Source organism: Thermogemmatispora sp., assembly GCF_042408735.1.
Taxonomy (GTDB): Bacteria; Chloroflexota; Ktedonobacteria; order Ktedonobacterales; family Ktedonobacteraceae; genus Thermogemmatispora.
Window position 1 is genome coordinate 90,996 of the sequence record NZ_JBHOQV010000126.1, and the last position, 24,696, is coordinate 115,691.

At 65.5% G+C, this 24,696-nt stretch carries 21 protein-coding genes and 1 pseudogene; 15 read left to right on the forward strand and 7 right to left on the reverse strand.

The genetic code is table 11. From position 1 onward, the window contains the following. Positions 1 to 146 precede the first annotated feature (146 nt). Positions 147 to 4,016 carry a chromosome segregation protein SMC gene (smc, locus tag ACFMO7_RS11870; protein ID WP_376795692.1) on the reverse strand — a complete coding sequence of 1,290 codons (3,870 nt, stop codon included), beginning with the start codon at positions 4,014 to 4,016 and terminating at the stop codon, positions 147 to 149. A gap of 288 nt (positions 4,017 to 4,304) precedes the next feature. Here smc and ACFMO7_RS11875 point away from each other — a divergent pair, with 288 nt between their 5' ends. The 4 genes from ACFMO7_RS11875 (at position 4,305) to ACFMO7_RS11890 (ending at position 7,969) form a co-directional block, all read left to right on the forward strand. Continuing rightward, positions 4,305 to 4,988 carry a hypothetical protein gene (locus ACFMO7_RS11875; protein WP_376795693.1) on the forward strand — a complete coding sequence of 228 codons (684 nt, stop codon included), beginning with the start codon at positions 4,305 to 4,307 and terminating at the stop codon, positions 4,986 to 4,988. 172 nt (positions 4,989 to 5,160) lie between these two features. After that, positions 5,161 to 6,471, forward strand: coding sequence for an ArsB/NhaD family transporter (locus tag ACFMO7_RS11880; RefSeq protein ID WP_376795694.1), 1,311 nt, complete (start codon positions 5,161 to 5,163; stop codon positions 6,469 to 6,471). Between the two features lie 92 nt (positions 6,472 to 6,563). Next, positions 6,564 to 7,067, forward strand: a complete 504-nt coding sequence (locus ACFMO7_RS11885; RefSeq protein ID WP_376795695.1) for a universal stress protein — start codon at positions 6,564 to 6,566, stop codon at positions 7,065 to 7,067. A gap of 485 nt (positions 7,068 to 7,552) precedes the next feature. Continuing rightward, complete coding sequence (locus ACFMO7_RS11890; RefSeq protein ID WP_376795696.1) at positions 7,553 to 7,969, forward strand: response regulator; 417 nt, start codon at positions 7,553 to 7,555, stop codon at positions 7,967 to 7,969. A gap of 20 nt (positions 7,970 to 7,989) precedes the next feature. Here ACFMO7_RS11890 and ACFMO7_RS11895 read toward each other — a convergent pair whose 3' ends face one another. Then, positions 7,990 to 9,039, reverse strand: coding sequence for a methionyl-tRNA formyltransferase (locus ACFMO7_RS11895; RefSeq protein WP_376795697.1), 1,050 nt, complete (start codon positions 9,037 to 9,039; stop codon positions 7,990 to 7,992). 69 nt (positions 9,040 to 9,108) lie between these two features. Here ACFMO7_RS11895 and ACFMO7_RS11900 point away from each other — a divergent pair, with 69 nt between their 5' ends. Beyond that, positions 9,109 to 9,435: an oxidative damage protection protein gene (locus ACFMO7_RS11900; RefSeq protein ID WP_376795698.1), complete on the forward strand. Its 327-nt coding sequence runs from the start codon at positions 9,109 to 9,111 to the stop codon at positions 9,433 to 9,435. Then, a complete protein-coding gene (locus ACFMO7_RS11905; RefSeq protein ID WP_376795699.1) occupies positions 9,432 to 10,988 on the forward strand; it encodes a CUAEP/CCAEP-tail radical SAM (seleno)protein in 1,557 nt (518 codons plus the stop codon). The genes ACFMO7_RS11900 and ACFMO7_RS11905 overlap by 4 nt, the downstream gene beginning before the upstream one ends. Positions 10,989 to 11,026: 38 nt before the next feature. Here the strand turns inward: ACFMO7_RS11905 and ACFMO7_RS11910 are convergent, their stop codons facing one another. Then, positions 11,027 to 12,382 carry an ATP-grasp domain-containing protein gene (locus tag ACFMO7_RS11910; protein ID WP_376795700.1) on the reverse strand — a complete coding sequence of 452 codons (1,356 nt, stop codon included), beginning with the start codon at positions 12,380 to 12,382 and terminating at the stop codon, positions 11,027 to 11,029. Between the two features lie 486 nt (positions 12,383 to 12,868). Between ACFMO7_RS11910 and ACFMO7_RS11915 the strand changes: the two genes are divergently transcribed. The 9 genes and pseudogenes from ACFMO7_RS11915 (at position 12,869) to ACFMO7_RS11955 (ending at position 20,568) form a co-directional block, all read left to right on the forward strand. Continuing rightward, on the forward strand, positions 12,869 to 13,546 hold the full coding sequence (locus ACFMO7_RS11915) for an HAD family hydrolase (RefSeq protein ID WP_376795701.1): 678 nt from the start codon (positions 12,869 to 12,871) through the stop codon (positions 13,544 to 13,546). A 125-nt stretch (positions 13,547 to 13,671) separates the two neighbouring features. After that, positions 13,672 to 14,415: a Mov34/MPN/PAD-1 family protein gene (locus ACFMO7_RS11920; RefSeq protein WP_376795702.1), complete on the forward strand. Its 744-nt coding sequence runs from the start codon at positions 13,672 to 13,674 to the stop codon at positions 14,413 to 14,415. Positions 14,416 to 14,444: 29 nt separating this feature from the next. Continuing rightward, positions 14,445 to 14,522: pseudogene (locus tag ACFMO7_RS11925) on the forward strand (zinc-ribbon domain-containing protein); the annotation flags it as partial. 210 nt (positions 14,523 to 14,732) lie between these two features. Beyond that, entirely contained in the window at positions 14,733 to 15,800 is a 1,068-nt protein-coding gene (locus tag ACFMO7_RS11930) for a hypothetical protein (RefSeq protein WP_376795786.1), read from the forward strand. Positions 15,801 to 16,189: 389 nt separating this feature from the next. Next, positions 16,190 to 17,476, forward strand: a complete 1,287-nt coding sequence (locus ACFMO7_RS11935; RefSeq protein ID WP_376795703.1) for an adenylosuccinate synthase — start codon at positions 16,190 to 16,192, stop codon at positions 17,474 to 17,476. A 91-nt stretch (positions 17,477 to 17,567) separates the two neighbouring features. Further along, positions 17,568 to 18,071, forward strand: coding sequence for a YbaK/EbsC family protein (locus tag ACFMO7_RS11940; protein ID WP_376795704.1), 504 nt, complete (start codon positions 17,568 to 17,570; stop codon positions 18,069 to 18,071). Between the two features lie 97 nt (positions 18,072 to 18,168). Then, on the forward strand, positions 18,169 to 18,645 hold the full coding sequence (locus ACFMO7_RS11945; protein ID WP_376795705.1) for a flavin reductase family protein: 477 nt from the start codon (positions 18,169 to 18,171) through the stop codon (positions 18,643 to 18,645). Positions 18,646 to 18,943: 298 nt separating this feature from the next. Further along, entirely contained in the window at positions 18,944 to 19,654 is a 711-nt protein-coding gene (locus ACFMO7_RS11950; protein WP_376795706.1) for an HIT family protein, read from the forward strand. Beyond that, the gene (locus ACFMO7_RS11955; RefSeq protein ID WP_376795707.1) at positions 19,642 to 20,568 is read left to right on the forward strand and encodes an alpha/beta fold hydrolase; all 927 of its coding nucleotides are present in this window, start codon (positions 19,642 to 19,644) and stop codon (positions 20,566 to 20,568) included. The genes ACFMO7_RS11950 and ACFMO7_RS11955 overlap by 13 nt, the downstream gene beginning before the upstream one ends. 238 nt (positions 20,569 to 20,806) lie before the next feature. On the opposite strand, the gene ACFMO7_RS11960 is transcribed toward ACFMO7_RS11955, so the two are convergent. From ACFMO7_RS11960 to ACFMO7_RS11975, 4 genes are all read right to left on the reverse strand, one after another. Further along, on the reverse strand, positions 20,807 to 22,183 hold the full coding sequence (locus ACFMO7_RS11960) for a cytochrome P450 (protein ID WP_376795708.1): 1,377 nt from the start codon (positions 22,181 to 22,183) through the stop codon (positions 20,807 to 20,809). Between the two features lie 111 nt (positions 22,184 to 22,294). Then, positions 22,295 to 23,089, reverse strand: a complete 795-nt coding sequence (locus tag ACFMO7_RS11965; protein ID WP_376795709.1) for an alpha/beta fold hydrolase — start codon at positions 23,087 to 23,089, stop codon at positions 22,295 to 22,297. A gap of 133 nt (positions 23,090 to 23,222) precedes the next feature. Then, a complete protein-coding gene (locus ACFMO7_RS11970; RefSeq protein ID WP_376795710.1) occupies positions 23,223 to 23,816 on the reverse strand; it encodes a TetR/AcrR family transcriptional regulator in 594 nt (197 codons plus the stop codon). Then, positions 23,816 to 24,634: an SDR family NAD(P)-dependent oxidoreductase gene (locus tag ACFMO7_RS11975; protein ID WP_376795711.1), complete on the reverse strand. Its 819-nt coding sequence runs from the start codon at positions 24,632 to 24,634 to the stop codon at positions 23,816 to 23,818. Before ACFMO7_RS11975 ends, ACFMO7_RS11970 begins: the two co-directional genes overlap by 1 nt. Between the last annotated feature and the right edge of the window lie 62 nt (positions 24,635 to 24,696).

Consider the following 24,696-nt stretch of genomic DNA (forward strand, 5'->3'; position numbering starts at 1 on the left):
TAACACGGGGGTCTGATTTTGTCAAGAGGGAAATCAGAGAGAGAGAAAAAAGCAGGGAGGCCACCGGGCTGAAGGCAGGCACGACTCTCCCCATAAGATAGTCCCGGTGGCCTCCCTGGGCACGTGGTCCTGGGGAGACAGGGGGGTCACCCTGTGCGCTGGCGGGTCACGACCGCCTCGGCCTCGCTCAGGCGGAGGGAGGCCAGGCGGGAGACGCTATCGCTGCCCATCGAGACGCCGTAGATGGCCTGAGCGGCGGTCATGGTCACCCGGTTATGGGTAATGACGATGAACTGAGTGCGCTCGGCCAGGCGTTTGAGAATCTCGCAGAAGCGCGAGACATTGGACTCATCAAGGGCGGCGTCGACCTCGTCCAGCAGGCAGAACGGAGGAGGGTTGATCTCCAGCAGCGAGAAGAGGAGGGCCGCCGAGACCAGAGCGCGCTCGCCGCCGGAGAGCAGAGAGAGGTCCTGCACCTTCTTGCCCGGGGGCTGGACCACCACCTCGACGCCGAAGGGCAAGCCGCTGCGCGCCGGGCTGGCGGCCTCCTCGAGACCGTCCGGGCCGGTTTCCGCCTCGGCATCGTGCCCATTGCTGGCCGCGTTGCTGCGACCACGCTCGCGGGAGCTGCCGGAGCCGGAGGAGGTGCTGGCCCCGAAGGAAGCGGCGGCCTCAGAGGTGCGTTCGCCTCCCCTGCTGACCACCAGCTCCAGACGTGCCTGGCCGCCATTGAAAAGGGTGCGAAAGTGCTCGCGGAAGCGGGCATTGACGGCTTCGAAGGTCGTTTCGAACTGGCGTGTCATGGTGGCATCGAGCTGGCTAATGATGGCGTGCAGCTGCTCTGCGGCCTGCTCCATATCGGCGATTTGGGAGCTGAGGAACTCGAAGCGCTGGCGCTCCTCCTCGTACTGGCGGGGAGCATCGGGATCACAGCCACCGAGGGCTTTGAGATGGCCGCGAGTCTGTTCGATCTGGCGGCGGAGGCGGCGCAGTGTGGCCTCCTCGTCTCCCTCGGAGGCCAGTCCCTGGCCAGGCGTCGCGGTCGTGGCAGCCTGGGGGGTGAGGAGGGCCAACTCCTGGGGATGGCTCAGGCCCAGGTCCTCCTGGAGCTGGCTCTGCAGAGCCTCCAGAGCATCGCGGGCGCGCTGGCTTTCCAGCAAGCAACGTCGATAGAGCACCTCGCACTGGGCGTGCTCCTGGCGCAGTGCGGTCAGAGCCTGCTCGCTGGTCGTGAGCTGCTGCTCCAGAGCACGCAGGGCCTGCTCACGCTGCTGCACAAGCAAGCTGGCCTGCCGGACCTGCTCGCGAGCCTGCTCCAGCTCGCTCTGCTGGCGGAGGATGTTCTCGCGCAAACCCTGCTGCTGCTCCTCGGCCCGATGTAGACGGAGCTGCTGCTGCTCAAGCTGACTGCGCAGCTCGGGAAGCTGCTCCTGGATCTCCGCCACCTGGCGCTCCAGCGTTTTGGCCTCCTGGCGTTTGACGGCCATCTGCGTGCGAAGGCGGCCCAACTCCTCCTGCTGGCGACGGTAGACGCTGGCGCGCTCCTCGACCTGCGCCTGCAGCTCCTCCACCAGACCCTGCAGCTCCTGCTGAGCGCGCTCGTGGGCCTGGACCCGCTCGCGGGTAGCCTGCAGCTCCTGCTCCAGGCCCGCGATCTCGGCGGCGAGCTGCTGCTCGACCGAGGTTGCCAGTTTCAGCTCGGTCTGGAGGCGCTCCTGCTCGCGCTCGCTGTTGCTGAGGGTGCGGCTCAGGTCCTGCAGGCGGGCCGTGCTCTTTTGCAGTTCGCGTTCGAGGGCGGCCTGCTCTGCGCGGCGCCCCTCCTGGGCCCGCTGGACCTCGCTGATCAGGCCGTTGAGACGGTCGATGTGGGCCTTCTGGCTCTCAAGCTGAGCGGGCAGCTCACGTAGCTCACGCTCATAGTGCAGGAGGCCGGCGCTGTGCTCGCCGCGGGCCTCGCCGCCGCTCAGCCAGCCCGGCTGGAGGGAGAGGACCTCGCCCTTGCGGGTGACCAGAGCGCGCAAGGGGCGCCCTGCCCAGGCGGCGAAGGCCGGGGCCTGAGCCTGAAGTTGGAAGGCAGTGGCCAGGTCCTCCACGAGGAGGATACCCGTGAGCAAGCGGTAACAGAGAGGCCGATACCGGTCCTCGCTCTCGACAAGCTGCCAGGCCAGACCCTTGACTGACGGGCGCAGGGCAGGCAACTGGTCGAGAAGCTGCTGTAGGGCGACCCGCTCTCGCTCCTGGTCCCCCTGGAGGGAGGCGGCTGACTCGTCGTCAAGCCAGAGCAGCAAGGCGCGTCCGGCGCGGCTGCGCTCGAGGTAGGTCAGGCAGCGCTCAGCCTCGGCGCGCGTGGTCACGACGACGCCCTGCAGGGCTTCGCCAAGGGCAGCCTCAATGGCGCGCTCCAGCCCGTCAGGCGCCAGCACCAGGCGCGGCAGAGGGGCGAGCAGGCCCGGTACCTGCTCGCGTGGGGCACGCAGGAGGGCGCGAACGCCCTCGCTGTAGCCACTGAGATCGCGCTGCCAGTTACGCAGCATAGCCAGGCGGTCGGCCAGCGTCCGGCGAGCGCGCTCGGCTTCGGCCAGGAGGCCCTTGAGGCGCTCTAGTTCTTGTTGCGCCTCCTGGAAGCTACGCTGGAGGGCTTGCCTGCGCTGCGTCAGCTGCTGCTCCTCGTCGCGGGCCACCTGCAGCTGCGAGCGCTGCTCGGCCAGGCGCGTCTCCAGGGAGCGCAGGGCCTGCTGAGCCTGGGCCAGGGCCTCGCGGCGGGCCGCCAGGGCACGGTTGCGCTCGCCCAGATGCTTCTGCTGCCGTCCCAGCTCCGTCTGGGCCGAGCCGAGGCGGGCCTGTGTCTGGATCAGATCGTTCTGAGCGGCGCGCAGGCGACGCTCATCGAGTTCGTAGTCCTTCTGGGAGCGGGCGAGGGTAGCCTCCAGAGCCGCCAGGGCCTGGGCGACCTCATCGAGGGCCTCACGAGCCTGCTCGCGGGCCTCCTCCAGATCGGTGAGGCGCTGCTGAGCGGCAATGAGGCGCTCGCGTAGCTGGCGCTCCTGGCGCTGCTGCTCCTCGCGCTGACGCTGGAGGCCCGTGAGGCGCTCCTCGGCGACCGCCAGCTCGCGTTCAAGGCGCTGAAGCTGGCTATTGGCCTCGCCAGCGACCCGGCGAGCAGCGCTGATCTGCTGCTGGGCCTCCTGGCGCTGGCGCAGCAGTGCTCCGCGCGACTGCTCGGCCTCAGCCAGCGAATGCTCCAGTTGCTGCAGGCGAGCGGCCTGCTCGCTCTCGGCGGACTCAGCGCGGGCGGCGGCGGCCTGGAGACGGCGCCACTGGAGCTGGTACCAGGCCAGCAGGGCCTGGCGCAGCTCCTCTTGCAGGCGGATGTATTCCCGCGCGCGCCTGGCCTGCTCTTCTAGCGGCCCCAGACGGGGTTCGATCTCGTTGACAATGTCGTGGAGGCGCTGCAGGTTGGCCTCGGTCTGGCGCAGACGTTGCTCAGCCTCGGCGCGCTGTACCTGGTAGGGACGGATGCCGGCGGCGTCCTCAAAAAGGCTGCGCCGCTCCTCGGGTCGCAGGCTCAGGGCGGCATCGATGAGGCCCTGCCCGATGACGGTGTAGGAGTCGTGGCCAATGCGAGCCTGAGCCAGCAGCAGTACGACGTCTTTAAGACGCACTTTCTGCTTGTTGATGAGATATTCGTTCTCGCCGGAGCGGTAGCTGCGCCGCGTGACGGTGATCTCGCTGTATTCTGACGGCATCCAGCCAGTGCTGTTATCGATGGTCAGCGAGACCTCGGCCATGCCGAGGGCAGCCTTCCCATGCCCGCCGGCGAAGATGATGTCTTCGCTCTTCCTGCCCCGAAGCTGGCGCATGCTCTGCTCGCCCAGAACCCAGCGAATGGCGTCGGCAATGTTTGACTTGCCGGCTCCGTTGGGTCCGACAACGGCGGTAATGCCCGGGCTGAATTCGAGGCAGGTGCGTGTTGCAAAGCTTTTGAAGCCAAGTAGCTCCAGACGCTTCAGATACACCGCTTGTTCCTGGTCTGTGGTGCCACGACGATCTTCTCTGTCGTGTCCCCGATGATACCATAGCGCCGGGCCTGCCGTCGAGAGCGTGACTCCGGCCCAGGGGGCCGACCCATGTCAGTGAGGCGATCGCGGTCTGTCTCGCTTTGGCTGAGCCGATGCGATATACTTTCTTCGATGGAGTCGCAGTCGCCAGATGACCTGCCGCCGCCGCCGGATCGGTGGATCGCTCTGCGTGGGCACGGCGAGCAGGGCCGCTGCCGTCTGATGAGAGAAGGAGAGCCAGGAGAGATGCTGCGTTGGCTGATCTGTCTGACGGGCCTGCTGATTGTGGGCCTGGGCCTGGTCGTAGGCTGGCAATCGCACCAGGTGACTTATCGCAGTAGCGGGAGGGCGGTGATTGGACACTACTTGTCGGACCCGCAGACCCACGAGGGATATCTGCAGCTGGAAGGCAGTCCTACGCTGTATTTGCTCAGAGAGCAGGAGTTCACACCCCCGATCCAGGGGACGGCCACTCTCAAAGATCTCATGCCGGTGGGACTGCTCTACCGTCCCGATGAGACGACGCAGATCGATGTGCGGGCCCGGCTGGGGACGCACCTGACTGGCCCGGCATATACCGTTGTGGCTCTGACGCTCTACGACCTGGATGGTCGTGTCGTGCAGGAGTTCAGAAGCGCCCTCTACCGCCAGAGTCCGCAAGGCTTTTATGAAAATGACTGGCCGCTGGGAGGAGGGCTTGGTCTGCTGGGAGTGGTTCTGGCTGTAGGCGGGGGCCTGAGTCTCTGGTGGCAACGCCGCAGAGCGAAGGGCGGACAAGCCATCCAGACGAGCGGACAGGAGTCCGGAGCCGGGCCAGCGCTCTTGCCGGCCCCTGCGCTGCGCTTGCCGGCTAAGTCGGGGCCGCCGGGAACGGGCCGCTCTGGCTTGAGGCCGCCCACGGGCCCGCACACGTTCGGACCACGGCAGTAAGGTGAGGAGAAGGATGGCCGGGGCGAGCTGGCTTGACGCTCAACCTGGCCGTCTGCTATCCTGCAGAGAAAGCGATGCGGACCGGCGGCCAGCAGAGGCCAGCGGGCCGAAAAGACCTGGCTGAGCCTGCTCTTGGCCCTGTGGTCCGTCGGGAAAAGCCTGGCGAGCGCTCATGTTCTTACTCTTTCCTCTGCCGACCCTGACACGGACCCTCTTGACGGCGCTGATTGCCGTGCTGACCTTGGTTGGCATTATGACGCGCCCTTTCCGCTGGAACGAGGCCCTGATCGCCCTGGCCGGGGCCGCGCTCTTGCTGCTGCTCGGATTGATCAGTCCGCTGACGGCCCTTCAGACGCTGCTGGCAGACTGGAACGTCTTTCTCTTTTTCCTGGGAATGATGGCTTTGTCGGCTTTTGCCGATCAGGCCGGCCTCTTCGACTGGCTGGCCCTGGCGGCAGCGCGCCTGGCGCGGCAGCGGGCCCGTCTCTTGCTGCTCAATGTCTTCCTGCTCGGCAGCCTGATATCGATGGTGCTTTCCAACGATGCCACGGCCCTGATTCTGACACCTGTGGTGTATACACTGGTGACGCGCCTTCGTCTGCCGGTCATCCCCTTCCTCTTCGCCTGTACCTTTATCGCCGATACGGCCTCCTTTCTGCTGCCGGTGAGCAACCCCATCAATATTCTGGTGCTTTCTCGCTTCCAGCTTGATCTCTGGACATTTGTGCGTCTGCTCTGGCTGCCAGCTCTGGCGGTGATCAGCATCAACGTGGGAGTCTTTTTCTGGCTCTATCGTCGCGAGGTATGCGGCGGCTTTGAGCTGAAGCGTCTGCCTTCGGCCCAGGAGAGCATCAAGGAGCCAGGCTATTTTCGCTACTGTTGCCTGGTGCTGGGAATGGTGGCGGTAGCCTACGTGTTGGCCTCGGCCAGCGGCTTTCCCCTCTCGTGTGTAGCGCTGGCCGGGGCGGCCCTGCTGCTGGCGGGGGCCTTACGCTGGCGACAATTCAGGCCGCGCGAGCTGGCCGCTCACATTTCCTGGTCGCTGTTTGGCTTCATCGCGGGCATGTTCATCGTTGTGCAGGCGGTGGAGGAGACCGGTCTGACGCGCCTCTTTGGCGAGCTGCTCTTGCGTCTGTCGGGTGGGAGCACATTCGGGGCCGTGATGGTGGGAACGCTGGGGGCAGCGCTGGGAACCAATCTCATCAATAATGTGCCGATGGCAGTGGTGCTCAGCGCCTCGCTGCAGGCACTGCACGGGCAGCTTGCACCGACGACGCAGCTGGCCTTTGTGGCGGCGACCATCTTCGGCTGCGACCTGGGTCCGAACTTGACGACGGTAGGCTCCCTGGCGACGGTGCTCTGGCTGCTGTTGCTCCGCCAGCGCCAGCTTGATGTGTCGGGTCTGGACTACTTTAAGGTGGGTATTCTGGTGACGCCTCCGATGTTGCTGGCCGGAGCCTGTCTGATCTGGCTGCTTCTCTAGCCTGGCGGGACAGGCCAGGCCAGGGAGGCCAGCGGTGCCTTCGGGGGAGTCGATGGCGACAAGCGGATCGGGAAGGAAGGAGGTGTTTTACTATGTCGGCTGTACGTGTGCTCGGCTGCCTCGACGGCCTCAATGCCGAGCTGCTGGGGCAGGCCATTGCCCGATTCTGGCCGCAGTCTGGCGAGCGACTGCAGGTGGGCCTCCTCTATGTTATAGATACGCGCCCGTTAGGAGAACTGGAGCGCCGGCGAGAGCGTTTCCTGCGTCCTCCTCATTTGCCGCCGTTCCGGCAGGAGCACCTGCGACAGGCCGAGCGGGAGACGGCCCAAGAGATTCTGCAGGAGGCGGCGCGCTATCTCGGTGGAGCCGAGCTGCTGCAGCGCGAGGGACGGGCGGAACAGGAGATTGTCCGCTGCGCCCAGGAGTGGGGGGCGGATCTCCTTCTGCTGTGCGCACGTTCGCCGCGTGGCGGGCGAGGGCCGGAGCAGGGGCCAGCCTCCGTGGGCCATGTGGCGCGCTTTGTCCTCGATCATGCAAGCTGCCCCGTCTTGTTGCTGCGCGGGTCGCTGAGCGGCGAGGCCGTGAGTCCCTCTTAAAGCAGGGGGAGAGCCTTGTCGAGCAGCGAACGATTCCGCCGTCGTTGGGGTCCTGGTCAGAAGGACCTGGCTGGCGGACAGGGCGGGCGGGCTGAGCTTGAAACAGCCAGCGCCCGTTGGGAGTGAAAGACTCTGATGGCCTCTTCCAGGCAGGTCCGTAGCGAACGGCGGATGGGCTGGCAAGCAGGCCGGCTGAGGCTCCCCCGAGGGTACCAGTTGGGCCAGCGTGTTCCGGGCAGGCAGCAAAGAGCCGGGTTGGCTTCTCCTGCGACCTCTGCCGATGGAAGTGGCTCTGGAAGGATTGCCGCAGCGTGGTATAATCGTAAAGCGTTCGGAAATTTCGGTCATGACCGAAATAGGGCGCACCATTCCGGGCGAGAAGAGCCAGCACAGATGGCACCACTCCAGCAAAGGCCCCCCAGGGAGTGGCAGGCGATCCGCGCAGCCGTAGGCTCTTGCGCCATGAGTGATTGTGAGATGAGCCTATGTCACACAAGCGTGAGGAGCAGCTGCCGGAGGAGAAGGCCGGGGCGAAGACGATCTTAATTGTGGAAGACGACGATGGGATCGGTGCCTTTCTGGTCCAGGCAATCTCTCAAGAGACCCCGCATCGCGTGCTGCTGGTCCACGATGCCTTTCAGGCGCTCAAGGCGGTGCGCTCCATCCGACCCGGATTGCTGATCCTCGACTACCAGTTACCGGGCATGAACGGCATCGAGCTGTTCGACCAGCTCCAGACGATGGAGGATCTGGCTTCGATCCCGACGATTCTGGTCAGTGCCCGCCTGCCGGAGCAGGAGATCCGGCAGCGCCATATTGTGGGACTGAGCAAGCCCCTGGAGCTTGACGAGCTGTTGGAGACAATCGAGCGGCTTCTGAGCGGTGGCCCCGCTTCTCGCTAAGCAGCTCTCCGGCAGGGCCTTCAGCGCTCATCGGGTGCGGCGCGGGGGGCCTCGGGGGGCCTCGGGGGGCCTCGGGAGGCCTCGGCGGCAGCGAGCCGTAGATGGACAAGGCCGCTTTTGCAGCGAAGCAGCCGTTCGGTTGAGGGCAGTGGGGAGAGAGGAGGAACGAACGGGCGCCCTTCCTGTGGATCCCACCAGGCGAGGGCGTCGCTAGCGAGCAGATTCCCCTCCGGGCTGTCAACGGGCAGGGGTCCAGCCCAGGAAGCTATTCCCCGGATGAAGTTATAGACGTGGCGAGCCGTCCAGTCCGAAGCGGGCACCCGCAGATCTTCCGGAGAGGGGGCAGGCCGATAGCTCCCCTGCCGGTCGTCCTGGGGGTGGTACCGGGCTGTGCCCGAAGCGATGGCCTGCACGGCTTCTAGCAGCAGCCGAGCCCCGCGTTCGGCGCAGAGGCGTTCCAACTCGGCGTAGCTGATGCCGTCGGGGATCGCGAGGCGCTCCTGGGCCACGATCGGGCCGGCATCCAGGCGTTCCTCCAGCACATGAACGCTGACCCCGGTTTCGCTGAGTCCTTCGCGGAAGACCCAGAAGAGCGGCTCCGGCCCGCGCAGGGCTGGCAGCAGCGAAGGATGGAGATTGATGGCCCCCAGGCGAGGCAAGGTGAGCAGGGAGGCAGGGAGGCGGCGAGGGAAGCAGGCGACGCAGAGCAGATCGCACTGGTAGGAGGCCAGCGTCGTGAGGGTTTCCTCGGCCTGCAGGCGAGCGACCTCCCAGACAGGCAGGCCGGCGCTGAGGGCCAGAGCAGTGGGCGACGTCGGCCAGGGGCCATGGAGGACGGGCAGCCAGCGGCGGCCCGCAGGCTGCTGGGGGGAGGCCAGCAGGCGACGCAGCGGCGGCTGCTGGGCCTGGGCTGCGAGCGCCGGAGGAGCGGGCACAACCAGGGCCGCGACGTGAACCCCCGCTTGTAGCAGCATCTGCAGCGGCAGCGCAGAAAAAATCCCTTCCATAGCGAAGAAGAGGAGGCGGGGCCCTCCCGAGGAGGGCAGGCCGGCATCGGTTTTATTTGACATTGCTCTCCGCATTGGATACCATGTAGCCAGACACGACAGCATTTTCAGGGAAAGCGTGGAGTATCTACCATGCCACGAATGGTCAACTGTGTCAAGCTGGGCCGTCAGCTTCCCGGGCTGGAGAAGCCACCGATGCCGGGAGAGCTGGGCCAGCGAATCTATGAGCAGGTTTCCGAGCAAGCCTGGCGGATGTGGGAGGCCCAGCGCACGCTGCTGATCAATCACTATGGTCTGAACCTGGCCGACCCCGAGGCGCGCAAGTTCCTGCGTGAGCAGATGGAAGAGTTCTTCTTTGGCGGCCAGGAGGAACAGAAGCCCGAGGGCTGGATTCCCGAAGATGCCGGGGTTGGAGTGGGACCGGCCCGCAAAGGCGGTGGCCCGGCACGCAAGAAATGAAAGCTCCGGGTGCCATCCTTTTGCTTTCCTGCTACGAGCTGGGCCATCAACCGCTAGCGCTGGCCTCGCTGCAGGCGCGTTTGTGCGAAGCCGGCTATCAGCCCCGGGTGATTGATAGCGCCGTCGAACCACTCAGCGAAGAGGCGATCCAGGCAGCCCGCCTGGTGGCGATTTCGGTTCCGATGCATACGGCGCTCCGTCTGGGGGAGGCTCTGGCTCGTCGCATCCGCGCCTCTCGTCCCCAGGTCTATCTCTGCTTCTATGGCCTCTACGCCCTGCTGAACGCGGACTATCTGCTGCGCGAAGTGGCCGACGCGGTGCTGGGAGGAGAGTACGAGGAGCCGTTGCTCGCTCTGGTGAGGGCCATTGAGCAGGCAGAAGAGGAGCAGCTCGCAGGGGAAGGCGATCAGCCAGGACGGCGACTGGCGCGACTGCCAGAGGTGCCGGGGGTGCGCACGCGCGAGCAGCCGGCGGGGGCCTGGCTACGGCGTCCAGCCTTCACGGTGCCGAGGCGGCAAGCACTGCCGGCTCTGGAGCGCTACGCCCGTCTGGAGTGGAACGGCGAGTACCGTCTGGCGGGCTACAGCGAGACGACCCGCGGCTGCAAACACACCTGTCTGCACTGCCCGATCACCCCGGTCTATCGCGGGCGCTTCTTTGCCGTGCCTCAGGAGGTGGTTCTGGCCGACATTCGAGCTCAGGTCGAGCAAGGGGCGGAGCACATCACCTTCGGAGACCCCGACTTCTTCAACGGTCCCACCCATGCCCTGCGCATCGCACGAGCGCTGCATCGCGAGTTCCCCACAGTGACCTTCGACGCGACGATCAAGATCGAGCACCTGCTCAAGCATCACCACCTGCTGCCGGAGCTGCGCGAGCTGGGCTGTCTGTTCGTGGTCTCGGCCGTCGAGTCGCTCAACGATGAGGTCCTGCGCCATCTGCGCAAGGGGCACACTGCCGCCGAGGCGGTAGCCGCCTTTGACCTGATGGAGGAAGTAGGGCTGACCCTCCGTCCCTCGCTGCTCCCCTTCTCGCCGTGGGAGACCCTGGAGAGCTATCTGGCCCTACTCGACTTCTTTGAAGAGCGTCGCCTGGTAGAGCAGGTCGACCCGGTGCACTTCTCGATCCGGCTGCTCATTCCGCCTGGCTCGGCGCTGCTGGAGAGCGAGGGGAGGCCCGCCTGGCTGGGAGAGCTAGATGAGGCAGCCTACAGCTATCGCTGGCGTCACCCCGATGTCCGCATGGACCAACTGCAAGAGCGAGTGGCCCAGATTGCCGAGGAGGCAGCTCAGCAAGGGTGGAATCCCGTCGAGACCTTTTTCCACATCAAGGAGGAGGCCCTGGCTGTCAGTGGATGCCCCTTCGATCGAGAGGCAGCGCTGAGGCGCTACGGGCCGCCCAAGCGACCGCCGCGCCTCACCGAAAGCTGGTTCTGCTGCGCAGAGCCGACCCGCGGGCAGTTTGGCACCTGCTGCGGCCCGGAGCGTTCAGAGAGCCAGGAGCGGAGCGTCGCGGCCCCCTCCACCTCCCACTGCTGCAGCCTACGCGGCTAAGGAGAAAAGCTGCCGAGCGAGGCGAGAGGGCAGGAGCCTCAGCGAGCCTGTTCTGCAACCGTAGGAGGAGTCGTGGGCCTCAGGGCGGCATTGAGGACCGGCAGCTCACGGCGGATGTCGAAGCGCAGACACCGATGGGCTGCCCGCAGGGCCTCCTCTACAGCGGCGGGCGACTGGCCGCGGGCAAAGATGAAGCCCAGGTAGCTGGCGCCCTCCGGCAAGGGGACCAGCGGATTGTTGAGAGGGGCGGTAATCTCCACGCCCGTGATCAGCGGTACCTGGCGAGCCTCCTCGAGGCCTTGCACGCCCTTGAGGATGCCCGCTTGAGGAATGGGGATCATCATGACCCCAGCAGCCTCCGGACGGCGCTCCAGCGAGGGCAGCGCCAGCCCCAGAGCGTGCCGCAAGATCAGCTCCTCCAGGCACATACCGGCGCCAAACTCCAGCACCGTAGAGCACAATCCCCCAATCGAGCGCCCGGCAATCTCCAGCATCCAGGGACCATGCTCGTTGACGCGCAGCTCGGCGTGGACCGGGCCTTCGCGCAGGCCAATCGAGGCAGCGGCCCGCTCGACGCAGGAGCGGATCGCCTCCTGAACAGCCGGCGGCAGGCGCGAGGGAGTCACATAGATCGTCTCCTCAAAAAACGGTCCATCGAGCGGATCGGGCTTGTCGAAGAGAGCCAGGACCTGCAAGTGCCCACCAGTCAGCAGTCCCTCCAGGGCCACCTCAAAGCCAGGTATGAAGTCTTCGACCAGAAAGCCGCTGCTCTCCTCCTCAAAGCCTTCGGCGAGAAGGATGCGCCTGAGACGACGAAAAGCGGTCACAAATTCGACCGGCGTATCGGCGCGAATGACGCCACGGCTGCCCGAGAGGCGCAAGGGTTTGAGCACGCAGGGATAGCTGACGGCGTCAGCGACGGCTGCGGGGTCGGCGGTCAGTGGGAAGTAGCGAAAGACCGGGCAAGGGACCCCGCCGGCCGCCATGCGCTGGCGCATCACATATTTATCGCGAGCCGCCTCGGCGGCAGCCGGGGAGTTGCAGGGAAGCCCAAGGGCCTCGCTCGCCAGGGCAGCCAGCTCAACGGCACTGTCGTCGACAGAGAGCACGGCCTGCAGGGGGCGCTGACGGGCAAAGGCACGAATGCGCTGCACCGCCTCCTCTGGGGCCTTGAAGTCCAGCGTCAGGACCTCCGGCGGCCAGGCAGCTACCAGGCCCGGCGGAGTGTCCAGGCCAATCACAACCTCCAGGTCGAGGCGACGGGCGGCACTCACAAAGGCGCCGCCGCGGTAGGTCGCGGGCGTCATCAAGAGCAGAACCCGCTTGCGCTCCGTGGCTGAGGGTCGCGAGGCGGGAAGCTGCTCAGAGGCGAGCTGAGATTGCTGAGTGTCCATAGCACCCATCGTCCAGAGATCAACTGCAGAGCCAGGCAGCCTCTTGGCCGGACAGAGCGGAGCGCGGAAGGCAGGCCCAGTCCCTCTCGGCTGCCTGGGTAGTGAGCAAGAGAGCACCAACAGCGACCATCGGCGCGCGGGAAGCGAGCGTCTGCCGATCCGGCAACCCTGGAGCCAGTCAGAACAGATCGCCCTGTCCGGAAGGAGCGGTGCCGATGGTCAACAATCCAATCCTCTGGCATTATAGCGCATCGGGCCAGGTAGTGACAGGGGGGCCAGGTCAGCCAGGTAGCCGACCAAGACAGCTCAGGCAGGCTGCAACCGAGCAAGGGGGACGGACGTACTGAACCTGTCCCCCTCCAGGCTGGCCGATCCGGCGGTGGGGGAGAAGCGAGCGAGCGAACGAACGAGCGACGAACAGCGTCCCTGGCCGGGCGGGGGCTGGCTGGGGGAGAAGCCTGGCAGCAGAAAAGGAGGCAGACAGGCATGCCACAGCTCGTGTTTTGGATTGATGTCGACAACACCCTTCTCAACAACGACCACGTCAAGGAGGAGCTGGAGCGTGAGCTGAGGGTCCTGCTGGGGGCAGAGCTGGCGGGGCGCTTCTGGGAACTCTACGAAGCGGTGCGCCACGAAAGTGGCGTCGTTGACATTCCTCAAGCTCTGGCCCGTCTGCGGGCAGAGACCCCGGAACAGCGACTGCCGGAGGTGACCTTTGAGCGAGCGCGGGACCTCTTCGAACACTACCCCTTTGCCACGGCCCTCTACCCGGGAGCGCGTGAGACGCTAGAGCACCTGAGCAGCCTCGGTCTCACCGTCATCGTCTCTGACGGTGATCACCTCTTCCAGGCGGAAAAGATCGTCAACAGTCACCTTGCCGAAGCGGTAGAGGGACGGGTCCTCATCTATGACCATAAAGAGCGCCACCTGGAAGAGACCATGAGGCACTACCCAGGGGAGCACTATGTGGCCATCGACGATCGGCTGGACTTACTGGCCGCTTGCAAGGAGCAGCTAAGGGAGCGCCTGACGACCGTTTTTGTGCGCCAGGGAAGGCACGCTGAGGAAGGACTCCGGCAGCCAGGGCATTACCAGGCCGACAGGAGCGTCGAGGCCATCGGCCTGCTGCGCGGCTACAGAGTGGCAGACTTCCTTCTTGCTTGAAGAGAGCGGGACCTCCCCGAGGCAATCGGCAAAAGGAGGCTTGCCAGGAGGTAGGAAGGTGCTTTATCATCAACAAGGAGCACGAGAGAGCGCTGTTGCTGGCAGCGCGAAAGGAGGAAAAGGACATGGCGCAGGAAGCGCGGGAGGCAGGATCGAGGCGAAGCAGAGCGACGGTAGTGATTCCCAGCGATGTTCAGCGCGCCCTGCTGCAGGATGCCTGGAGCCGGAGCAAGATCGAGGCGTGCGGCCTGCTGAGGGGGGAGATCGACGAGCGGGGGAGCTGGCGGCTGGCCGCCGTGCATCCCCTGCCCAACATCGCGCACTCGTCGGCCTATTTCGAATTCGCGCCAGAAGACGTCCTGCAACTCGAACTGAGCTATCCGGGGCAGATCATTGGGGTCTATCACAGCCATCCGTGGGGACCCCGTGGAGCCAGCCGCACGGACCGCGAGACTATGCGACGTGTCAACGGGGAAGAGGGCATTCCCTGGATCTGGCTCATTCTCTGCGGCCCCTTCACCGACGAGGCGCTGCCGCTGCTGCTGGAGGCGGCCGCTGGAGGTGACCGGGCTGCGGAGGCCGAGTGCGCGAACTGGCTTGGCCGGAGACTGCTTGCTTACTACCATGACCCGGGGAAAGGGTTGGGACAGATTGAGGTGGTGCTGCAGGCGCAGAGCGAGGCGGGGGGGACAGGTGGGCAACGATCGGCAGGAGTGGATGGAGGGAAGAAGGGCGGACGCCGCTCAGCGGGAGAACAAGGGGCCAGAGGCTCACTCAAAAGGGGAAGCATCTGGCAAATTCCTGGCAGATCTGCTACACTCAGGGAGAAATCGCGAGAGGCTGGCTCAGAAGCAAACAGGCAGCACTAACAGCGTTACCCAGGAGGATTACGGACTCAATGTCTCAATACAGTGTCTGTCCGCAGTGCGGCAGCCAGGTGGGGCCAGATGAGGCATTCTGTGGGCAGTGTGGAGCAGCGCTTACATCCCCGGGATCGCCGGCGCAGCCGACGCAGATGACGGGGACTCCGCCCCCACTGGGGTCGAAGAGCGGACTCTTGCAAGGCTACAGCCGCGGGGCCTCACCCCCGCCCGGGTACTCACCGGGGCTGGGAGGAGGTCCAGGGGCAGGCAGTGCGACGCCGGGGCCGCCCTCCCCCTCGCCCTCGCCCTGGGCGACCGAGCCGATGTCGAGCAGTGCGATTGGAGGAGGGCCAGCGGGGCCACGAACGCCGGCTCCAAGCCAGCGAACAGAGTTTTACCAGGATGCGACCGAGGCCATGCCGGCGGCAGGCCAGGGACTGGGAGGAAGTGGCTATAGCCAGCCCGGCCAGCCGCGACAGGCGGAGTTTCCGGCCACTGCCGGCGGCTACCCGCCGGGCGGCTACCCCACGCCAGTGGGGGGGCTTTACGGGACAGGGGTGCAGCAGCCCTACCCAGGGACGCCCTACCCGACGATGCCGCCATATCAGCCGGGGCAGACTGGCTTTGCCGGCCCTGGTGTCGGGGGCACATACCCGGGGGTGCCGGGGCAGACCTACGGGGGTGGGTTCCCCCAGCGTCCGCAGCCGGGCGGCCCGGAACAGCGCAACACCTGGGTCGTGGTGGCAGCAGTGGGGGCGGCGGCTGTCCTGATAGTGCTCATCTTCATAGGAGCTTTCGTTTGGATCCGCGGCAATTCGCAGTCGGCAGCGGGTCCGGGCACGATGACGGCCACGGTGCCGAGTCCGACGCCCACGCCGACGCCCACGCCGACACCCAGTCCAACACCCAGTCCGACGCCCACGCCCACACCGGTCGCCTCGCCGACGCCGCTGCCCAATCCCGGCTTCGCCTGGTGTGATCAGTGCCGTAACGAGGGCTTCACGACCCAGTATCCCAGTGGCTGGAGCCAAAGCTCCACGCCTGATGGGACAGGCATCCGCTTCACCAGCCCTGTCAGCAGCGAGATCGCTGCCTCTTTCAAGGTACCAGGGGCCACCAACCAGACACCGGATGATTTGGTGAACGCAGAGCTGGCGAACCTGCCCGGAGTAACCAACGTCAGCTCGACCACCACGACCACCATCGGTGGGACTACCTGGCGCACAGCTTCTGCTGACTACCAGCAGCAGAACCAGGATCATATCCAGGTCTACGCCACTGTCTACCAGGGCAAAGCCTATCTGATCGAGATCCAGGCCCCGCATGACCAGTTCGATCAGATGAATAATCAGTACTTTGCCACAATGCTGGCCACCTTCCAATTTGTTTGACGAAGAGGAAGCGGTCGGCAGAGGCGATAGCACGAGGCGGATGAGCGGAGGATGAGCGACGCAGCGGGAAGCTGGCCAGAGCAGAGCCAGTCAGGACCCGTCAGGGCAGGGCAATAGTCGCTCTGGATCGGACGACTGAGGCGGGGAAAGCGGGAGACAGAGCAGGCACCCGGCTCAGGACGGGCGAGAGGTGTGGTGACTCGCCAGCCCCCAGGGGAGGCAGATGACCTGCCTGGGTGGCGAGTTTTCCCCGGCCGGAGGGGAAGAGGGCGTGGAGGAGAGCTGGTTTCGAGCGATCCGCCGGCCAGTGGGCGGTGGGCAGGGATGGTATGCTGGAATAAGAAGCACAAGAGAGAATCAGGAAGCAGAAGAAGAGGAAGAGCAGTGCTATGGCGGTAGTTGCAGTTATTGGCGCCCAGTGGGGGGACGAAGGGAAAGGGAAGATTGTCGACGAGCTGGCAGCGCGGGCGCACTTTGTGGTACGCTACCAGGGGGGAAGCAACGCGGGCCATCGCGTTGTCCATGAGAAGGGAGAGTTCGTCTTTCGTCTCATCCCCTCCGGCATTCTCTACCCGCAGACCTCCTGCATTATCGGCAACGGCGTGGTCGTTGACCCGCGGGGCCTGCTGGAGGAAATGGAGGAGCTGGAGCGGCAGGGAATCGATATCTCGCGCCTGTATATCAGCGAGCGCGCCCATGTGGTCATGCCCTACCATTTCCTGCTAGACCGGCTCGAGGAGGAGGCCCGCGGCGAGGAGAGGATCGGCAGTACCCAGCGAGGGATCTCACCGGCCTACGTCGACAAGCACGCGCGCAGCGGTATCCGTATGGCTGACCTGCTGGACGTGGATGCTTTCCGCAGCAAGCTGGCGACGATTCTGCAGCAGAAGAATCGCATGATCACCCAGATCTATGGCCAGCCACCGCTGTCGCTGGAGGAGATCCACGGCGAGTATTTCCGCTATGGCCAGCGGCTGCGCCCCTATATTGCCGATACTCAGGCGATGCTGCACGAAGCGCTCTTCGAGCGCAAGACCATTCTGCTCGAGGGGGCGCAGGGAGCGCTGCTGGACATCGACTTTGGCACCTATCCCTTTGTGACGGCCTCCTCGACGCTGGCGGCGAATGCGGCCAGCGGGGCGGGATTGCCGCCGCGCTCGATCGATCGGGTGATCGGCGTCTATAAAGCCTACATCACGCGGGTGGGCAGCGGGCCGATGCCGACAGAGCTTTTTGATGAGGCGGGAGAAGAGATGCGTCGGCGAGGCCACGAGTACGGGACCAACACCGGTCGGCCTCGGCGCTGTGGCTGGTTCGATGCAGTGGCCGGGCGTTTTGTGGCGCAGCTCAATGGTCTGGATGCCCTGGTCATCACCAAGCTCGATGTGCTGGATACCTTCCCCGTCATCAAGATCTGCACCGCCTATCGTCTCTACGGCAAGACCATCCACAGCCTGCCGGCCAACCTCAACGATCTGGCGGCCTGCGAGCCAGTCTACGAAGAGCTTGAGGGATGGCAGTGCAGCACCAGCGGCATCAGCGATTATGATGATCTGCCAGCCGCGGCCAGGCGCTACCTGAAGCGCCTGGAAGAACTGCTGGAGACACCGATCGCCATGATCTCGGTCAGCCCCCAGCGTGGGCGAACGATCCAGCTTCAGGACGTGCTGGCCTGAGCAGGGAGCGATCCCGGGCGAGGGCCAGCAACAGCGTTGGGCGAGGGGATCAGCAAGCACAAGCAGGTGAGAAGGAAGAGCAGAGCAAACTATGTCGACTGATGAGCGATTTGGGCACCTGAGTCCGGCGGCGCGGCGCGTGCAAGAGGCCCTGGCCGCAGGAGGTTTCCGCTGCGAGGTCGTTGAGCTACCGACCTCGACGCGCACAGCTAGCGAGGCGGCGCGGGCCGTTGGCTGTGCGCTGGGCCAAATTGTCAAATCGCTGGTCTTCCGTGGTCGGGAGAGTGGGCGCCCGATCCTGGTCGAAGTCAGCGGCGCCAACCGGGTGGATGAGGGGCGTCTAGGGGAGCTGGTCGGCGAGCCAATCGAGCGGGCTGACGCCGATTTTGTCAAGGAGCGGACAGGCTTTGCCATCGGAGGAGTGCCGCCAGTGGGGCATAAGGAGCCGCTGAAGACCTTCATCGATGAGGACCTGCTAGGCTATGACCGCATTTGGGCGGCAGCCGGGACGCCCTCAGCGCTGTTCGCCTTGACGCCTGCCGAGCTGCAGGCCATGACTGGGGGCCAGGTGGTGGCCATCAAGCAGCAGTCGTGATGTGCCCAGAGCAAGGACCAGGCTTGCTCCGGCAGGCGGGCAAGCAGAAGCAAACGAGAGATACCTAAGGAAAGGACGAGAGGAGCAGACTGGCCTTATGGACCAGGCAGCCAAAAAGCACGTCTTGCGTTTGTTCACCTATGGTCTGTACGCCGTCTCCTGTGCCGATGGAGGGGAGGTCAACGCCTTCACGGCCAACTGGCTGACGCAGGTCTCCTTTGAGCCACCGCTGGTGGCGGTCTCAGTGGAGAACGATTCGCGCTCGCTGCCGATGATGCTGCGCAGCCGAACCTTTATCATCAATGTCCTCCCGTCGGGAGCACGCGAGCTGGCCGGCAAGCTTGGCAAGTCAGCCCTGCGTGACCCACAGAAGCTGGCCGGAGTGGCCTTCCATCCTGGGCCGGGAGGGTGCCCCATTCTGGACGAAGCCCTGGGGTGGCTCGCCTGTGAAGTGCGTCACACGGTTCCGGCAGGTGACTCAACGGTGCTGGTAGCCGAGGTGGTAGAAGCCGGCATCCAGCGCGAAGGGACCCCGCTGACGATGGCCGAGACCGGCTTCCGTCACGCCGGCTGAGAGGCAGCCTGCTCTGCTTGCCCGGACTGACCGACCTGGTCCAGCCTGACCAGAGAGCGCGCTGCCCGGCAACGAGGCGCTCCGCCGCAGACTGGTGGGGGAGCGCCTCGCACTCGTGTTCCTCCGGCTGAGCGCGGCGGGGGAGACCCACTCTGCATTCAGCGATGAGGGAAAGAGAGAGGGCCCAGCGCGCCGTTGGCAGACCAGCTCACGGGCAGAGCGGAGCAAGGGAGGGGAGAGCGGAGGGTGGGATCGAGGGAGCCGAGCCACTACGACGAGGAAGAGAAGGAGCCGCCCAATGTCGTCACAGGATGCCGAGCAGCAGTTGCGCAGTCTTGCCGAGAGCGAGCCTTTGCCAGTCCCCCGGAGCCAGACCCAGGCCAATGTCCCCTGCGTCTTTTGCGATCGTGCCTCCCTGGAGACTGTCTTGCAGGAGACACCGACCTTTCTGCTGGTAGCCGATTACGCCCCTCTGGTCGAGGGACATCTGCTGATTATCCCCAAGGAGCATTATGCCTGCTATGGGGCCGTCCCGGAGGAGCTTGATAGCGAGCTATTGGCCCTCAAGCGGCTGGTGAGGCGTTTCGCCGCTCGCTTCTATGCCCCGTTGCTTTTCTGGGAGCATGGGATCTTTGGCCAGACGGTCTTTCACGCCCACCTGCACTGTATTCCCTTCGGGGTAGTCAGCTATCGTGAGCGTCTGGAGGGGGTAGTGGAGCGGGCCACCCCAGTAGGCGAGCAGGAGGAGATTCGCCGCTGGTATCGCCAGCGAGGCCAGTACTTCTACCTTGAGGACAGTGAAGAGGCGTTCCTGTTCCCGCCCGAGCTGGACTGCTATCGGCAGGTGATCTATGAGGTTTTCTGGAAGAGTCTCAGCCCCGAGCAGCAGCGGCAGGGCTGGCAGCGCAAGGAGGTCCGTCGCCAGCAGGGGAGGAGCTGGCTGGTGGCAGCGATGCGCAAGTGGGAACAATTCTGTCAAGAGGAGAAAGAAGACCCATGCCGACACTGATCGAACCTGTGCGGGATGAACTGGTGTCTGCGGGTGAGCTGCGTCTGCACGTAGTGCAGTGGGGGAGGGAGGGGCCAGCGGTGGTCTGTCTGCATGGGCTGACGGCCAACGCCTTCTGCTTCCAGGCATTGGCCGATGTTCTGGCCGCCGACCACCGGGTGATCGCCTATGACCTGCGGGGGCGGGGCCGAAGCGAGCGTCCAGCCCAGGGCTACAGCGTGCCCATCCACGCCGCTGATCTTGACCAGCTCCTGACGGTTCTTGGACTGGAGCGGGTGGCCCTGCTAGGGCATTCGCTGGGGGCGTTGATTGCGCTTTTCTACGCGGCCTGGCGTCCGGAGCGTGTCAGCAAGCTCATCCTGGTTGATGCTGGGGCGCCGCTGCCCTGGCGTAGCCCCGAGGAGCAGCCGGCCTGGCTCAGCGCCTCGATCGCGCGCCTGGGGATGCCCGTGGCCTCCTTCGAGGAATATCGCCAGCGCCTGCAGAGCCTGCCGTTTCTGGGACCGTGGTGGAACGCCTATCTTGATCGCTACCTGGAGCACGACGTTGAGCGGCTGCCTGATGGGAGCGTGCGCTCGCGCGTCTATCGCGAGGGAGTGCTGGAAGAAGGGAGGCGAGCCGAGGAGGCGCGCCCGAGGGAGCAGTGGGAGCGTGTGCAGGCGCCGACGCTGGTACTGCGGGCGGGAGCCGGTATGTTCGCCCCCGATGATCAGCTTCTCAGTAAGGAGGCGGCCAGGGAGCTGGTGACCCACATCCGGCGGGCGCGGCTGGTCGAGTTTGGGCAGCTCAACCACTATACCATCATCTTCGGAGCTGATCCGGGGCCAGCAGAAGCGATTCGGGCCTTTCTGAGCGAGCGAGAAGAGGAGGGGCCGGAGCCGGAGCCGGAGAGTGGGGTCCAGGGGTTGGCGTGAGGGGGGAGGGAGGAGAGGGGAAGGGAGCAGGGGAGCCTGCTGCCCTCCCCCTGTTGAGGGAGGAGTCTCCCCCGGCCAGGGTGGCCGGGGGAGGGGAAGTGTGGGTGGGGCAAGGGAGGATTCGTCAGGACAAGCCAGGACAAGCGGATGGAGGACGTCAAACACAAGGGAAAGGGAGCGTCCAATCTGCTCTGCCCGCTGTCTGTGCCGCAGACGATGCCGGCCGTAGCTGCCTGCCTCAGACGGTCAGCGCGGCCTGCTGACGTTGGTGCAGGCGCATGCGAATGCCGTAACGGGGGCGAAGCGTAACGGCGGCCTCGGCCTCGATGCGTTGTCCAGGCAGCAGCTCAGCCTCCCAGGAGCGGATCAAGGTTGAGAGCACGAGCACGCCCTCCATCCAGGCGAAGGGTTCGCCGATGCAGAGGCGGGGGCCCCCTCCGAAAGGAAAGTAGGCGAATTTCGGGCGCGAGGCGCGGGCCTCGGGTGCCCAGCGCTCGGGCAAGAAGCGCTCCGGCTCGGGATAAAAGCGCGGGTCGTGGTGAACCACGTATTGACTCATAATGATGCGCGCGCCGGCGGGAATGGTCAGCCCGCGGATCTGGCAGTCGCGGATAGCTGTGCGGTCGATGCTCCAGGCTGGTGGATAGAGGCGCATCGATTCTGCCAGGACCCACTCGGCGTAGGTCAGGCGGGGGAAGTCGTCGGCGGTCGGCAGGCGGTCGCCAAGAACCAGGGCCGTCTCGCGGCGGAGGCGCTCAGCGACTTCGGGGTGCTGGGCCAGGAGATACCAGGTCCAGGCCAGCGCATTGGCCGTTGTTTCGTGGCCGGCCAGCAGCAAGGTTGTCATCTCATCGCGGAGCTGCTCGTCGCTCATGGCGCCCTCCTCGTCGTGGGCCTGTAGGAGCCAGGAGAGCAGGTCGCCCTGGTCATGGCCACTGCGGCGGTGCTCCTCGATGATGCGGTAGATGACGCGGTCCATCTCGTCGCGGGCGCGGTAGAAGCGGCGGCGGATGGGCAGCGGCAGGCGTTCCAGTTGTTCGGCCCAGGGAGAGAGGCCGATCTTGATGAAGGCTTCCATGGCTACGGCCATGGCCTGGCTGACTGTGCTGGCGTCGCGCTCCACGTCGACGTTGAAGAGAGTTTTGCCGGCGATGATCAGGGTGAGGCGCATCATCTGCTCAGCCATGTCGACCACGGCGCCGTCCTGCCAGGACTGGGAGAGGCGGGCGGCCTCTTGAACCATCGTCGTGGCGTAGGCGGCGATACGCTGGCGGTGGAAGGCCGGCTGAATCAGCTTGCGCTGTCGCTTATGAAAATCGCCCTCGCTGGTGAGCAGTCCCTGACCGAGCATGCGGCTGGTCATCTGGACGCCTTGCCCCTTATGGAAATTGGCGTGCTGGACAACCAGCACCTCGCGGATATCCTCGGGGTCGCTCAGAAGAAAGATTTCCAGAGGACCCCCTTTGACGTGGACGACATCGCCATACTTGCGCGCGAGGCGCATGAAGGTCATGGGCAAATTGCGCCGCGAGAGCAGAGCCAGGATCTCCAGCAGAGTCGGGCTGGCTGGCTGGCGTCTCGTCGAAGTCTGAGGCGCAGGCTGCACTTGCACCATAGGTAGCTATTCCCCCTTCCCAGAGATAGGCAGACAGACTGACAGACTGGCTGGCGAGCGAGCGAGCAAGCAAGCGAGGAGACCGATGCCAGCCCAGCCCGGTGCTCCGGCTCAGGCTGGCTCGCGTGAAGCTGTGGAGGTCGGGGCCGGCTCGCCCACCGCCTGGCCTTGCAGAAAGGTCAGCAGGGCCTGGTTGAACAACTGTGGCTGATCGTACATACAGATGTGATTGGCGCGCTCGATCACATAGAGATGGGCCCCAGGGATGGCGGCGTGGAGCTGGCGCCCGAAGGAGAGCGGGACCAGGTCGTCCTGGGCGCCCCAGATGAGTAAGGTGGGGGTGCGCAGGGTCGGTAAGAGCGGGCGGGCATCGAGGGCCACGATCTGGTGGGCGGCGCGCAGAATCATCAAGGTGCCGGCCCGGAGTCCATCGTAGAGCAGCGTTGGCCAGAACGCCGGTGTGGTGCGCAGCAGGGCCAGAGCAGTTGGCCAGACGAGCTGAGCCACCGAGCGTTCGAAAGGGATGCCAATGGAGGCCACCAGGACCAGGTGCCTGACCCGCTCGGGCCGCTGGGCGGCCAGGGCCATGCAGACGTAGCCCCCCATGGAGTGGCCGACCAGCGAGAAGCTTTCCAGGCCCAGGGCCTGGCAAAGGTGATCAAGCCAGTGGGGGGCACGCAGCAGTTGGAACTGACGACGGTAGCGCCGCATGGCTCCAAAGCCAGGAAGGTCGACCAGGTAGACGCGATAGTGTTGGGCAATGGCAGGAATGTTCCTGGCCCACCATTTGGTCGAGCCAGAGAGGCCGTGGACGAAGACCACCGGCTCGCCCTGGCCAGCGCACTCATAGCGTACAGGAATGCCATCGACAGTGACGACCTGACTGGATGTCTGAAAGGCGGCCATCGCCCGTTTCCCTCCTCTGTGGTGACAAGCGAGCGCCTCACTTGTTTGCTCGCTTGTCCTGCTCGCGATCGATTGATTGTTAGTTGGGTCTTGATTGGCGGCGCCCCAGGCGGGCAGCTCGGATCGGAGGCACTTAGCGTGAGGAGGTGCCCAGCTCGTGGAGGCCGTTGATCGTGGCCAGCAGTGTGCTGATGGCCAGGTCGGCGAGCTGCTCCTTTGTGAGCTGGCGCTCCTCCAGCCAGGCCAGGCTGAGGGCTTCGACGAAGCCGACCCACCCCGTGATGGCCAGGCGCAGGGCAGGCAGGTGGCGCTCGTGCTCGGGCAGGCCCTGCAGAACGCGCTCGACGTAGGTCTGCCGCACCTGGTTGAGAATGGCAGCGACCTGGGGGTCGACGCCAACGCCGCCCCGCAGGAGGGCGACATAGGTACGCGCGTGCATTTCGGCGAAGGTAAAGTAGGCCAATAGGCCGACGCGCAGGCGCTCCAGCGGCTCCAGCCGCTCGTCTGGCTCGGTCAGCTCCAACAATTGGTTGGTGCTGTGGCGCAGGACGGCCAGATAGAAGTCGTGCTTGGTTGGAAAGTAGTAGTAGAGCAGGCCCTTGGAGATGTTGGCGGCAGCGGCGATGTCGTCGATGGCCACCTCGTCGTAGGAGTGCCTGCTAAAGAGATCCAGGCCGACCTCGATGAGCCGCTCGCGGCGCGTTTTGCGTTTGTGCTTGTGCAGCATCAGCTGATCCCCCAGCGCTTGATCATGCGCAGAGCCAGCGGCGAGCGCTCGTAGCGGTGGGCGCGGGCCAGACGGCGCAGGCGCAGCAAAATCACTAGATCGACCAGGGCAGGCAGGTGGCGCGCCAGGCCGATTTCGAGGGCCCCCAGGCGCGTCGTGGCTACGTCGCGGCGGACGCGTCCGCTGCAGCAGCGCACCAGGGTGGCAACGACGGCCTCCAGCGGCTCCTCGCGTACGAGGTCGGCCAGTGAGAGACCTGCAGCCTCGGCTGCGGCGTGGATCGGTGTGCGCACATAGCCCGGGTAGACGGTGGTCACGCCAATCTGGCTGCCATATTCCATGCGCAGGGCATCCGACCAGGCCGCCAGGGCACGCTTGCTGGCGGCATAGGCCGAGGCGAAGGGGACCGTGGCGAAGGCCAGGCCGGAAGAGACGTTGATGACCCGCCCGTGCGAGGCGAGCAGGGCGGGCAGGGCATAGGCGGTCACGGTCCAGGGGCCAAGCAGGTTGACTTCCAGGGTCAGGGCGACATCCTCTCCTGGAGGGGCACCGGCGTCCTGGGGGAGACCGATGCCTGCCAGGTTGATGAGGATGTCTAGCCCGCCTAGCTCGCTGATGGCCTGGGCCACAGCCCGCTCAACGGCCTCGCTGCTGGTGACGTCGGCCTGGATGATGCCCTCGCCGCCGCGCCGGTCGAGGCCGATGACCTGCGCCCCACGCCGGCGTAGTTCGGCGCAGGTGGCTCCACCGATGGCCCCCGCCGCGCCCGTCACGAGGACTCGTTTGCCGGCCAGGGGGCCGCGCTGGTGGCTTTGCATAGTGATCCCTCCCTCCGTGCTTCTCTCTCTCTGGGATGAGGTGCTTGCTGGCTTGCCCGCTC